11 protein-coding genes and 1 pseudogene are annotated in these 12,547 nt (G+C 40.5%); 8 read left to right on the top strand and 4 right to left on the bottom strand.

What is annotated here, in order from left to right; genetic code table 11:
- Positions 1-86 precede the first annotated feature (86 nt).
- The 4 genes from BS1321_RS03080 to BS1321_RS03065 are packed head-to-tail and all read left to right on the top strand — an operon-like array spanning position 87 to position 4,391.
- On the top strand, positions 87-2,246 hold the full coding sequence (locus BS1321_RS03080; protein WP_063234627.1) for a xanthine dehydrogenase family protein molybdopterin-binding subunit: 2,160 nt from the start codon (positions 87-89) through the stop codon (positions 2,244-2,246).
- Positions 2,243-2,707, top strand: coding sequence for a (2Fe-2S)-binding protein (locus BS1321_RS03075; RefSeq protein WP_034312987.1), 465 nt, complete (start codon positions 2,243-2,245; stop codon positions 2,705-2,707). The genes BS1321_RS03080 and BS1321_RS03075 overlap by 4 nt, the downstream gene beginning before the upstream one ends.
- The gene (locus tag BS1321_RS03070; protein WP_063234628.1) at positions 2,704-3,570 is read left to right on the top strand and encodes an FAD binding domain-containing protein; all 867 of its coding nucleotides are present in this window, start codon (positions 2,704-2,706) and stop codon (positions 3,568-3,570) included. Before BS1321_RS03075 ends, BS1321_RS03070 begins: the two co-directional genes overlap by 4 nt.
- A 26-nt stretch (positions 3,571-3,596) precedes the next feature.
- Entirely contained in the window at positions 3,597-4,391 is a 795-nt protein-coding gene (locus BS1321_RS03065; RefSeq protein ID WP_063234629.1) for an XdhC family protein, read from the top strand.
- A 339-nt stretch (positions 4,392-4,730) separates the two neighbouring features.
- Here the strand turns inward: BS1321_RS03065 and BS1321_RS28600 are convergent.
- Positions 4,731-4,828 (bottom strand): annotated as a pseudogene (locus tag BS1321_RS28600) (IS6 family transposase); the annotation flags it as partial.
- A gap of 98 nt (positions 4,829-4,926) precedes the next feature.
- Between BS1321_RS28600 and BS1321_RS03060 the strand changes: the two are divergent.
- Entirely contained in the window at positions 4,927-6,036 is a 1,110-nt protein-coding gene (locus BS1321_RS03060; protein ID WP_063234630.1) for a DNA alkylation repair protein, read from the top strand.
- Positions 6,037-6,186: 150 nt separating this feature from the next.
- Here BS1321_RS03060 and BS1321_RS03055 read toward each other — a convergent pair whose 3' ends face one another.
- Together BS1321_RS03055 and BS1321_RS03050 are read right to left on the bottom strand one after the other, a co-directional pair.
- Positions 6,187-6,741 (bottom strand): HPP family protein, encoded by a 555-nt coding sequence (locus BS1321_RS03055; protein WP_063234631.1) that lies wholly within the window; start codon positions 6,739-6,741, stop codon positions 6,187-6,189.
- 387 nt (positions 6,742-7,128) lie between these two features.
- Positions 7,129-7,713 (bottom strand): CGNR zinc finger domain-containing protein, encoded by a 585-nt coding sequence (locus BS1321_RS03050; protein ID WP_048685936.1) that lies wholly within the window; start codon positions 7,711-7,713, stop codon positions 7,129-7,131.
- Between the two features lie 316 nt (positions 7,714-8,029).
- Between BS1321_RS03050 and treP the strand changes: the two genes are divergently transcribed.
- The 3 genes from treP to treR all read left to right on the top strand — a co-directional run bounded on the left by treP (position 8,030) and on the right by treR (position 11,978).
- The gene (treP, locus tag BS1321_RS03045; RefSeq protein ID WP_063234632.1) at positions 8,030-9,481 is read left to right on the top strand and encodes a PTS system trehalose-specific EIIBC component; all 1,452 of its coding nucleotides are present in this window, start codon (positions 8,030-8,032) and stop codon (positions 9,479-9,481) included.
- Positions 9,482-9,562: 81 nt separating this feature from the next.
- A complete protein-coding gene (treC, locus tag BS1321_RS03040; protein ID WP_063234633.1) occupies positions 9,563-11,233 on the top strand; it encodes an alpha,alpha-phosphotrehalase in 1,671 nt (556 codons plus the stop codon).
- Positions 11,234-11,264: 31 nt separating this feature from the next.
- A complete protein-coding gene (gene treR / locus BS1321_RS03035) occupies positions 11,265-11,978 on the top strand; it encodes a trehalose operon repressor (RefSeq protein ID WP_063234634.1) in 714 nt (237 codons plus the stop codon).
- A gap of 216 nt (positions 11,979-12,194) precedes the next feature.
- Here treR and BS1321_RS03030 read toward each other — a convergent pair whose 3' ends face one another.
- Entirely contained in the window at positions 12,195-12,542 is a 348-nt protein-coding gene (locus BS1321_RS03030; RefSeq protein WP_063234635.1) for a DMT family transporter, read from the bottom strand.
- Between the last annotated feature and the right edge of the window lie 5 nt (positions 12,543-12,547).

Raw genomic sequence — 12,547 nt, 5'->3', positions numbered from 1 at the left:
GATCATTCTCATTGATAAAATCATAGGAAGAGGTTTCTATTCAGAATATGTCCCATTAAAAAAATGAGTCGAAGGGTGTTGTTGCAATGAATCTCAAAGACATAAGCACCTCAGTGCCCAAAAAGGACCATAAAGGTAAAGTATCGGGCCAGTTGCCCTATATTAGTGACGTAAAAGTGGAAAATATGGTTTATGGTGTTTTGTATCGATCGCCAATTGCTTATGGAAAAATAATATCCATTCAATTACCTAACCTTCCGGAAGGGTATGAAGCTGTTGGAGCAGAGCATATCCCGGGACCGAATTATGTCAAAATTATCAAAGAAGATCAGCCCATTTTTGCCAATGAGTGGGTCAATTATATTGGTGAGCCAATTCTCATGCTCACGGGCAAAGACCTGGATATCCTATACAGTTTGTTAAATGAAGTGAAGGTTGAATTTGAAGAACATCAGGCTATCTATACATTGGACGAAGCGATCAAGCAAAAATCAGTATCCTTAGTTTTGGCAAGCTATGAATTTGGGGAAAGCTTAGAAAACATTTCAGCTATCGAGCAGGGAGCCCATCAAATCATCGAAGAAGAATATGATACGGGTTATCAGGAGCATGTCTATCTTGAGCCGCAAGGAATGCTCGCCGTTTATAAGGATGATGAAATTGTCGTCCAGGGATCGATGCAATGTCTTTATTATATAAAAAATGCATTGCTAAGCGCATTAGCCTGTGGTGACGATGAAGTCAGAGTTGTTCAAAGTCCTACCGGCGGAGGTTTTGGCGGCAAAGAAGATTATCCTTCTATGATGGCTTGTCACGTAGCCGTTGCTGCAAGAGCAGTCAAAAAATCGGTAATGCTCGTGTTCGACCGTTCTGAGGATATGCTGGTAACGACGAAAAGGCATCCGGCCAAACTCAAATATAGGACGGCCCTTGATAAGGAAGGAAATATTTTGAGCATGTGTGTTGACATCTTTCTCGATGGAGGGGCAAATGTTGGATTGAGCTCTGTCGTGCTGCAGCGCGCATTAATAAACAGTGCCGGTGTTTATAAAATTCCGCATTTTCATGCAAAAGGCTATGTCTTAAAAACCAATACCGTTCCGAACGGCGCCTTCAGAGGCTTTGGTGCTCCTCAAAGCTTTGCCGGAATCGAAAGTCATATTGGACATCTTAGTAAACTGGCAAAAATAGACCCGCTTGAATATAAACGAAAATACCTCGTCAAACAAGGAGACCCCACCATCACCAAAGGTAAATTCCGCGACTCGATATTAGTGGAAGAAATGATTGAGGACGTACTCAACGTGTCAGAATACAACAAGAAAAAAGAAGTCTTTCAGCGCTTAAATCAACAAAATCAGCGCTATAAAAAAGGCATAGGAACTTCGCTGTTCCTCCACGGCTGTGGATTTACTGGCAGTGGCGAAAGAGATCATATTAAAGCAAAGGTGAAACTGGTTAAATCAAAGGACGACCAGGTATCACTAAAAATCTCAAACTCTGATATGGGACAAGGTATTTTGACGACGTTGTGTAAAATTGTCGCCAAAGAACTTAACCTCCCGTTCGAAGATATTTTGTACCCTTATCCCGACACAAAAGAGGTTCCCGACTCGGGTCCGACCGTAGCTTCCAGGACGACGATGATTGTCGGAAAATTGCTTGAACGGGCCGCAAAAAAACTTAAGAATCAGTGGCAAACAGGGGTGGAACAGGAAGTAGTTGAGCACTATGTTCACCGTGAAATGATTCCTTGGGACGAGAAAACCTTCACTGGAGATGCCTACCCGGCTTATTCATGGGGCGTTAATATCGTTGAAGTAGAAGTTGATACGTTAACAGGTAATTTAAAGTTAGAAAAAGTATACGGCAATTATGAAGTTGGGAAGGTCATCGATGAACGGATTATGAAAGGCCAAATTGACGGTGGTTTGGCTCAAGGGCTAGCTTACGGTTATCTAGAAAAGATGACGTCAAAACAAGGTAGAATCCAACAAAAAAGCATATCGGATTATGGACCGCCGACTTCATTGGATATTGTTTCAATTGAAAGCAAGGTCTTTGATAACCCCTATGCTGATGGTCCATACGGGGCGAAGGGCGCAGGTGAATTGACTTTAATCGGAGGCGCTCCAGCAGTCCAAGCTGCGATTGAGGATGCCCTGCACACTTCTTTTCAGCAAATTCCGATTACACCGGAAGTCATTATTGAAAGTCTTTGGATGAAAGAAGGTGAAGAGGGTTGATTAAATTCACACTAAATGGAAGAACGGTAGAAACTGACGCCCCTGCTACAGCAAGATTACTAGATTTATTAAGAGATGAGTTTGAGTTAATCGGAACAAAGGAAGGCTGTGGTGAAGGGGAGTGCGGAGCCTGCAGTGTTTTTGTGAATAACCTCCTGCAAAACAGCTGCCTTATTCCAATTGGCTCGATTGCTGGTGCCGATATTCAAACGATCGAAGGCATCATTGAAACGGAACAATTTAAAATTTTAGATGAAAGCTATTCCATAGCCGGGGGAGTGCAATGCGGCTATTGCATACCGGGAATGATTATGGCAAGTGCAGCTTTGTTATCTGAAAATCCTCATCCTTCAGAGGCTGAAATTCGTGAGGGTATCTCCGGAAATCTGTGCCGATGTACGGGCTACAATATGATTGTTGAGGCGATTAACCTAGCAGCTAAAAAAGGTGATGGCTTATGATAGAGAAAATAACAGCGTATCGCTTCGAGCGTTTAGACGAAACTTTGAGCCAATTGAATAGAGAAGATTGTGCAATCATAGCCGGGGGCACCGATGTTATGGTTCTTCACAAAAGTAGAAGGGGAGTACCTCCAAAAATCCCTAAACCGATTGTTTTTATTAATCATCTTTCCGAATTAAAGCAGGTGTATCAACATCACAAGGATCTCCACATCGGGGCCTGCTGTACCTATAGTGAATTACTTGAAAATCCGTTGATTCCTTTTGCTTTAAAGAATGCAATTAAAACAATTGCTGCCCCGGCAATTAGAAACCGGGGAACATTAGGTGGTAATATTTGCAACGCCTCTCCAGCCGGTGACATGCTTCCTTTATTATATGTATACAATGCAAAGCTTCTGTTGCACTCCGTAAATGGTGATCGCATGGTTGCGATTAGCGATTTCATTCAAGGTCCACGACAGGTTCAACGCTTTCACAATGAAATAGTAACGGAGATTATTCTGCCGTTCGTATTAGGAGATTCACATGTCGTTTTCGAGAAAGTCGGCAACCGCAACGCAGATGCCATTGCCAAAGTATCGTTTGCGGGTTTCGTCCGGATAAGCAAAGATCGAATCGATGACATTCGATTTGCCTTCGGGGCGGTCGGACCTACGATGGTTCGTTCCATTGATATTGAGAAGAAGCTGGTTGGAAAAACGATACCATTAGCCGATGCAGACATCGCTGAAATTGTGGCAGCCTTCGATAAGATCATTAGACCAATCGACGATCAACGCTCCACTGCGGCTTACAGAAAAACCGTTGCGTTACATCTTTTACGTTATTTTCTTAGCATGAAGCAATATCAACCGAATTAATGTTTAAAGATAGGGGGGAGCTTTTCATGCAGCTGATGGAAAAAGTGGCCATGCTGACGCGTCAAAACGAAACCTTTGCTTTAGCCATGATTATTGAATCAAAGGGCTCGACTCCCAGGCATGTTGGAAAAATGATTGTCTACCGGGATGGTACCATTGAAGGGACTGTCGGAGGAGGCTTGGCTGAACACTATGTGATCGAAGATAGTGTAAAGGCGATCCAAAATGGCCAATCGAAAATCGTTGAATATAAATTGAATAAACATGCAAAAGACGGAATTCAGATGAATTGTGGCGGCACGTTACGGGTCTTTATTGAAGTCTATACAAGCAGGCCTGAACTCATTCTGGCTGGGGCCGGTCATTTAGGCCATGCGTTGGCAAAGCTCGCTGATTTCCTCGAATATCCTTATTGCATTGTCGATGATCGCGTTGGTTATTGTACAAAGGAACGCTTTCCGAATGCGACAAACCTTTTTGTGAACGAGGATATTGGAAAGGCTTTGCTCGCAGCCAACCTAAATGAAAAATCATATGTGGTAATTGTTACAAAAGATTGTGATGATATTGTATTAAAAACGGCACTGCAATTTCCGATTGCATATGTTGGGATGGTAGCCAGTAAACGCAAGGTCATAAGCATATTTGAAAAGTTAAAAAGTGAAGGGGTCACGCAAGAACAGTTGGAGCAGGTCCATTCTCCAATCGGATTGGAAATTGACTCGGAAACATCAGAAGAAATTGCCATCAGTATTATCGGTCAAATCATCAAATTAAGCAAGGAAAAAAAGCCTGTAAAAGTGAAACAATTAAATAGATAAGTAGAAAGGTCAGATAAAGCTAAAATCAAAATGTCTAATAGACAATTAGGTCAGTCCCCACTGTGTTAAAGTATTAACTCAGTGGGACTGACCCTTTTTCTTTGATAAAAGCTAGAAGCAGGCCCTTGCTCTTCAGAGTGGGCTTTTTGTCGTTTTGATTAATTCATTAATATGGTAGGAATATTTTACTTTATATGCTACTACTATCATACTATACACAAAGGAAAACTCCGGGAGGGATTTTGTATGGGGATATTAGATGGACTTATGGGAAATGGGTTCTGGTGCAAAGATTACATCCATTGGAAAGAGGTATATAGATTCCTATAGAATCAGCTATTATGCAGCCATTCCAAATAGTGATGAATGAACTTCACTTGATTTTGGACAGACTTGTTCTGTAAAGTAAGCTGTCCTTTTTTAATGATATGTATCGCTCTATGGATGAGAGTGCATAACATAGTTTGAAATGATAGCTGATAGGTAGTGCAAGTATCCAAAAGCAAATTTAACCTGAAGAAAAGAAGTGAATTAAATGGCTGAGCCTTTAAAGGATTTATATAATGAAACGTTCATTCGTGAATTCGGTGAAAAAGTAAAGGGTGTTCATCCGTCCTTCTCTACTGAATCGTTTATAGGGGAAGTAATTGATGAGCATTGGGACGAGAGGAAGTTAAAAGAACGGATAAGGCACATTTCCATTACTCTTGGAAAGCATCTTCCAAGTGATTATCAAGAGGCTTTGGATATTTTGTATCGGCTTGATAAGGATTGTGAAGGGTTTAGATATTTATTTTTCCCGGATTTTGTAGAGGTACATGGATTGAATAAGAAAGATTGGCCGTTATCGCTAGATGCGTTGGAGCGTTTTACAGCAAGGTCATCCTCTGAGTTTGCAATCCGTGCTTTTATCATGCTTGATCCCGTTTTAATGATCGAGAAGATGAAGGAATGGACCAATCATGATGATGAGCATGTCCGCAGGCTGGCTAGTGAGGGATGCAGGCCCAGGTTACCTTGGGGGCAAGCTTTACCGATGTTCAAATCCGATCCGGCACCCGTCTTGGAATTACTTGAGAACCTGAAAAACGATCCATCCCTATATGTTCGCAAAAGTGTTGCCAATAATTTGAATGATATTGCCAAAGACCATCCGAAAACCGTAATAGAAACAGCCAAGCGCTGGCATGAAAGCGGAGAACCCAACACTATTTGGATTATTAGACGGGGATGCAGGACCTTAGTTCGCCAAGCAGATCCAGAAGTCCTTTCTTTATTTGGATACACGGATATATTGAATAATTCGAATATCATTATAAACGCATTTATTAGAAATGAACCAGACTCGATTTTTATTGGGGAAACGAGTGAACTTCATTTCGGCTTTCTAGTTCAAGAAAAGAACTCTGTGAAACTTCGCATCGAGTATGCCATCGATTTTGTAAAAGCGAATCAGAAAACTTCCCGTAAAATTTTCCTTTTGGCAGATAGGGATTTCTCAGATGGTGAAGGAGTTGAAAGAGTGAGGATTCACAATTGGAAAGACCTGACGACACGTCGACATTACATGGGGATCCATCGAATATCACTCCTTGTGAACGGTGTGGAAGTTGCAGAAACACAAGTCAAACTAAATGATGGTTGATAAAGGTTATTGAAAAGTGTGGGAGATCTTAATAAGAATACCAGCACTTATAGCTGACAAAAACGAGGAGCCTGAGCGTTCCTCGTTTATTATTTCATGATAGTGAAACATTGCAAAATTATGCTTTATCTCATAACACATTAAAAGCAATCAAATCCAAAAAGTTGGATAGCTCCGATTGCTGCGCAAATTATTAATTAACAATGCCAGTAAAACGATTATCACAGCACCAGTTAAAACAGGAGTAAATAAATAACTCCAGCTATACTGGCCAAGCATGACTACAAGCGGGTCTGCTCCAGCTGGCGGGTGCGTCGTTTTTGTCAGCATCATCACCGCAATTGCTAATCCGACAGCCAAGCCGATTGCCCAAGGTTCATCGCCAAAAAAATGATAGGAAGCTAAACCTACGAATGTTGAAACAAAATGACCGCCTATAATATTCCGCGGTTGTGATAATGGTGCGTTCCACAGACCGAACGCCAGCACACAGCTGGCACCAAATGGAGCCATTAACCACACTGCTGATGTTATTTTTGTTAAGAGAATTAAGGCGAATATAGTTAAAAATCCCCCAATCAACCCCGTTATTGCGTCCTTTACATTTATTTGTAAAGGGCTTCTTCCTTTTCCCTTCATCTTCGATAAATAATGAATATGAAAATAGCGTTTTTCTTTATGCCTCGCGGCTGAAATACGGTCCAAAGTGAACCCTCCTTTTTTATATAATTAGACTTTATATGAAATAAACTAACCTGTCAAAATTATTTTTAGTGGTTAGTTTAAAAATCCATAAAAAAAGCCAACTCAATGTGTCGACAAGAGGAGGTTCAGAATAGTTTCATCCCGAATCATTTTACTGTTTTATGAAATCCTAAATGGATTTGAAGAAATTTACGACACTCCTGCCGAATGACTGGCTAGCCAAGACCCCACAGTCGCTCGCTTTGAGGAGGCATGGCAGACAGTCGGCGGAAAGGGATTGGATCTCTGGGATTAACTGGAATGATTTTATAATGAATAAACTGGCAGGCAACCAGCTTACTTCAAATTTGTTTACATTCTGACAAACTTATTTAATAAGGTAGATTTTCATTCATCATCAGATTTCCGGTGTTGAAATCTGGCTACCTTTTTCCTATTCCCGCATATTTTCATTGAACACCATTTGCGTCTTCCGCTTTCATCGATAAATAACAGGACGCAATCATCATTCGAGCATCGCTTTAATGATGACAGCTTATTTTTTTCAATTAAAGTTAATGAGTCAAAGGCAATATAAGATTGCAGGATATCTTCCGCTTCTCCAACAGGTATGGGAACCAGTTTTTGATCACTTAATTTATATGTGAAAGGCGATTTTTCGATTTTTTTTTCTAAATAGGCGATAAACTCATCCGGAATCGGATTCCCATCTGCTATTAATTCAAATTGTTTTCTTAAAATAGTACGCATTTCTAGAATGCCTGCAAATACTCGTTGAATTCTCTCTTTAATTTTTGAGGATAACTGATTATCCAAATATGAGTTATTCCCTTTTATTACAGTAAGCCAGTCCAGCACATCACGTTCTGATAGTAATAAGTCTTGCCGTTGGCCACGACTGACCAGTTCCGTATTCACTAAATCCAGAGAAAGATTACCTGATATAAGTGGAAATTTATTAGTTTCAGACATAAGTTCATCTCCCATTTCCCTGCTAAATTCTAACCATTAAAATATTAATTGAGAGGTTATATCTTCATTATACCTTATTTCTGAATTTTTCAGCTACTCGTCTTAAATTACGGGATAATATGAATGCTATCAAAATCCAAATGAGCAAGAACAGAATCGTAAATGAAAGTCCATGATAATCAATTCTTTTAAAGTCAGGGAAAAAGTTCTTGACATAACCTGTACGTACAGGATAATATGAAAGCGTATACAGAACCTATACGTACAGGTTATAAAATCAACTATATTTTGCTTTCTAGGGAAGGGAAGTATTGGAATGGGTAAATACACAGAACCAGCAAGGGATTTGCTCCAACATGTCGGAGGGAAGGAAAATATTGCGACGGTTACGCATTGTGCGACAAGAATGCGATTTGCGTTGAAAGACCCCGCTAAGGCGGACGTAACGAATATTGAATCGATTAAGCTAGTAAAAGGAACCTTTACACAAGCTGGCCAGTTTCAGGTCATAATCGGGAATGAAGTATCATCATTTTATAATGAATTCGTTTCCATGGCTGGTTTACAAGAAGCGTCAAAAGAAGATGTGAAAAAAGCGGCTAAACAGAATATGAGCTGGCTGCAGCGTATGATTGCACATCTAGCTGATATTTTTACCCCACTGATTCCTGCCATAGTCGTTGGAGGTCTCATTCTTGGATTCCGCAATATCATTGGCGATATTAAAATGTTCGAAGACAGTACGAAGACTCTTGTTGATATTTCACAATTTTGGGCAGGGGTCCACGCCTTCCTTTGGTTGATAGGTGAAGCTATTTTTCATTTTCTTCCTGTTGGGATTACATGGTCCATCTCGAAGAAAATGGGCACAACTCAAATTCTCGGCATCGTCCTAGGTTTGACCCTGGTTTCTCCACAACTTCTTAATGCATATGCAGTGGCAAACACAAAGGCAAGTGACATACCCTTTTGGGATTTCGGTTTTGCCCAGGTCGATATGATCGGCTACCAGGCTCAAGTTATCCCAGCGATACTTGCAGGGTTCGTCTTGGCGTATTTAGAACGGTTCTTGAGAGATAAAGTGCACAATTCCATTTCCATGATCGTCGTTCCATTTTTCGCTTTACTTCCAACTGTAATCATTGCCCATACCATTTTGGGGCCATTAGGCTGGAAAATCGGTTCAGTCATTTCAACGGTTGTATATTCCGGACTGAATTCATCAGTTGGCTGGCTATTTGCTGCCGTCTTCGGCTTTGCCTATGCACCACTTGTCATCACAGGCCTGCATCATATGACAAATGCAATCGATCTTCAGCTTATGAGTGAACTAGGCGGAACGAACCTATGGCCAATGATCGCTTTATCTAATATTGCTCAAGGCACGGCCGTGCTTGCGATGATTTACATCAACAGAAAGGATCAGGAGGAAAGACAAGTTTCCATCCCCGCCACGATTTCATGTTATCTAGGTGTAACAGAGCCAGCCATGTTCGGAATTAACCTGAAATACGGCTTTCCGTTTTTAGCCGGTATGATCGGTTCACTTTTCGCAGGCATCATTTCAGTCGGATCTGGAGTAATGGCAAACTCAATCGGTGTTGGGGGGATCCCAGGTATCCTTTCCATCCAGCCAAAGTACATGGGAATGTTCGCGCTCGCGATGCTGGTTGCTTTCGTTGTGCCATTCATTTTGACTATAGCATTTTCCAAGCGTCCTCAAATGAACTTGAAAACAAGAACGAAAACAACGAAATTAAATGCGTAATAATGCGGAGGGTGAGCATTCTCCCTCTTTTTTATCATAGAGACAAAAAGATACATCCGGGAAAGCAGAGGAGGATTTACAATGAAGGATTTTAAAAAAAGTACCATCTATCAAATATATCCGAAGTCTTTTAAGGACTCCAACGGCGACGGCATCGGGGACATAAATGGTGTTATAGAAAAACTTGATTATCTGAATAAACTGGGAGTGGATTATATTTGGCTGACCCCATTTTATCGTTCACCTCAGAATGATAATGGATATGATGTAGCGGATTATACTTCCATTGATCCTGTTTTTGGGACGATGGATGAATTCGAAAGATTGGTGAAGGAAGCTAATTCACGGGATATCCAAATCATGCTGGATATGGTATTCAACCATACATCAACAGAGCATGAATGGTTCCAAAAAGCATTGGCTGGAGAAAAAGAATATAAGGACTATTATATTTTCAGGAAATCGAAAGATGGAGAGGCTCCTACGAATTGGATTTCGAAATTCGGAGGCCCTGCATGGGAATATGTAGCCGAACATGATGAATATTACCTCCACTTGTTCGATCGGACACAAGCTGACCTTAACTGGGAAAATCCCAGAGTAAGGCAGGAAATCTTCAATGTAGTAAACTTCTGGATGGATAAAGGTGTCAAAGGATTCCGTTTGGATGTCATCAATCTTATTTCGAAGCCTGACTTCTATGAAAATGACAATGATGGAGATGGACGATGCTTTTATACAGATGGTCCCAAAATTCATCAATTCCTTAAAGAGATGAATGAAGAAACTTTTGGGAAGGATGAAGAGGTGATGACTGTAGGGGAAATGTCATCGACGACCATTGACCATTGCATCAAATATTCATCTCCAGTTGAAAAGGAGCTGTCCATGGTATTCAGTTTCCATCATCTAAAGGTGGATTATAAGGATGGGGAAAAATGGTCACTTGCAGATTTTGACTTCAGGCAGTTAAAGGAGATCCTAAGCAGCTGGCAATATGGGATGCAAGAAGGAAATGGGTGGAATGCCCTGTTCTGGTGCAACCATGACCAGCCGAGGATCGTATCAAGGTTTGGGAATGATCAAGAGTATCAAAAGGAATCTGCCAAGATGCTGGCAACAGCCATTCATATGCTTAGGGGAACCCCTTATATTTATCAAGGGGAGGAAATAGGGATGACCAACCCGAAATTCAATGATATAGGACAATATCGGGATGTGGAATCGATTAATTATTACAATATTTTAAAAGAGGCAGGCAAGGATGAAAAGGAAATAATTGAAATCCTTCAAGCTAAATCCCGTGATAACTCGCGAACTCCCATGCAGTGGGAAAATGCGGAGAATGCAGGCTTTACAATAGGGACGCCATGGATTTCAGTACCTGATAATGCTAAGATCATCAACGCTGAGCAGGCAATGAAGGATCAGGATTCCATTTTTCATCATTACCAAAAACTTATATTCTTACGCAAGAATCATGATATCATTGCATATGGGGACTATCAGGAAATTCTTGGTGATCATGACCAATTGTTCGCTTATATACGCAGTTATGAAGACGAGAAACTTTTGGTCATCAATAACTTTTATGCAAAAGAAGCATCCTTCGAAATACCAAAGGATATAGGCCTATCCGGATACAACTCAGAGCTCCTTCTCTCAAACTATATCGATTCGAATGAACTTGCAGGTGCTTTTATCCTCCGTCCCTATGAATCGGTTGTCTATTTGTTGAAAAAGGACGAGTAGCAGACTAAGAAAAATATATTGTGGTGATGAAATGAACAGCAAATATCTATCGCTATATGGTGATATCGTTTCAAAAATTGAAGAAGGAACCTTTCCGACAAATTCAAAGCTTCCTTCTGAAAGCAGCTTTATGGAAGAGTATGACATATCCAGGGATACTGTGAGAAAGTCCTTACAGTTGCTTGAACAAAATGGATATATCCATAAAATCAAAGGTAAGGGTTCCTTTGTCTTGGATTTCAGCAAATTTAACTTTCCTGTAGCAGGGTTGATTTCCTATAAAGAAATGGTGGAAAAGTTGAATTTGCATTCCAAAACGATCATTCATAAATTAGAGCTTGTGACCCCCGACTCAAAAATGGCCAAGCTTCTTGACTCAACTGATGATGGTGAAGTATGGAAAGTATTCCGGGTAAGGCAAATCAATGGGAAGAAAATCATACTGGATAAAGACTATTTCAAAAGCGAGTTCATACCTAATCTGACAAAGGAAATTTGTGAGGATTCGATTTATGGATATATCGAAAAGGAACTCGGTCTCCAGATTGGTTTTTCCAATAAGGAAATTACCGTGGAGCCATGCAGTGAAGAAGATAAACAATTATTGGACATTGAAGACTTCGATATGGTGGCAGTTGTGAAAAGTACGGTCCATTTAATCGATGGAAGCTTGTTTCAATATAGCGAATCCAGGCATAGACCCGATAAATTCAAGTTCACGGACTTTGCACGAAGGACTTGGTGAAGGCTGCTAAGAAAGAAATGAAAAGAACAATTAGGTTTATCAAGGAAAATGACTGAGGAATTATATTCAATTGAAGGACTGATTCTCGAAAGTTCAGCTCCATTCAAAAATAGAAGGTTGCAGTGGCGGCCTTTTCTAATGTAGTTCAAGGTATCGTGTTTTTCTTTTAGACATGTTTATTTTTGAATGAGCGGGGGGAGGAGGAGAGTCAAACCATTAGTTTGACTCTCCTTCTGCTTGTTTGGGGGTATGGGAAGCATTTAGTAAAACCACTCCCCCAATGATTAATACTAAGCCACCAAATGTAGTGATACTAAATGGCTCATTCCATAATAGTACGCCAATTAATGCTGTTAAAGCTGTGCCTATTCCTGCCCAAATGGCATATGCTAAACTTAATGGAATTGTTTTTAGGCATAAAGATAAGCTATAAAATGCTATTCCAAATCCTATTATAACCCCTAATGAAGCGAATAAATGAGTGAATCCTTCAGACAACTTAAGCATGGTCGTACCAAATACTTCGCTTATGATAGATATTCCTAAAGCTATGTATCCTTTCATAATAT

The sequence above is a fragment of the Peribacillus simplex NBRC 15720 = DSM 1321 genome (assembly GCF_002243645.1).
Taxonomy (GTDB): domain Bacteria; phylum Bacillota; class Bacilli; order Bacillales; family DSM-1321; genus Peribacillus; species Peribacillus simplex.
Note: the sequence above shows the minus strand (reverse complement) of the source record. Positions and strands in the feature narration are given on the sequence as shown.

What these genes read in the sequence shown, in the direction of transcription:
- BS1321_RS03065 (WP_063234629.1), top strand. Translation starts at nt 3,597, where the DNA reads ATGCAGCTGATGGAAAAAGTGGCCATGCTGACGCGTCAAAACGAAACC.
- BS1321_RS03050 (WP_048685936.1), bottom strand. Translation starts at nt 7,713, where the DNA reads ATGTCTGAAACTAATAAATTTCCACTTATATCAGGTAATCTTTCTCTG.
- treP (WP_063234632.1), top strand. Translation starts at nt 8,030, where the DNA reads ATGGGTAAATACACAGAACCAGCAAGGGATTTGCTCCAACATGTCGGA.
- BS1321_RS03070 (WP_063234628.1), top strand. Translation starts at nt 2,704, where the DNA reads ATGATAGAGAAAATAACAGCGTATCGCTTCGAGCGTTTAGACGAAACT.
- treR (WP_063234634.1), top strand. Translation starts at nt 11,265, where the DNA reads ATGAACAGCAAATATCTATCGCTATATGGTGATATCGTTTCAAAAATT.
- BS1321_RS03080 (WP_063234627.1), top strand. Translation starts at nt 87, where the DNA reads ATGAATCTCAAAGACATAAGCACCTCAGTGCCCAAAAAGGACCATAAA.
- treC (WP_063234633.1), top strand. Translation starts at nt 9,563, where the DNA reads ATGAAGGATTTTAAAAAAAGTACCATCTATCAAATATATCCGAAGTCT.
- BS1321_RS03030 (WP_063234635.1), bottom strand. Translation starts at nt 12,542, where the DNA reads ATGAAAGGATACATAGCTTTAGGAATATCTATCATAAGCGAAGTATTT.
- BS1321_RS03060 (WP_063234630.1), top strand. Translation starts at nt 4,927, where the DNA reads ATGGCTGAGCCTTTAAAGGATTTATATAATGAAACGTTCATTCGTGAA.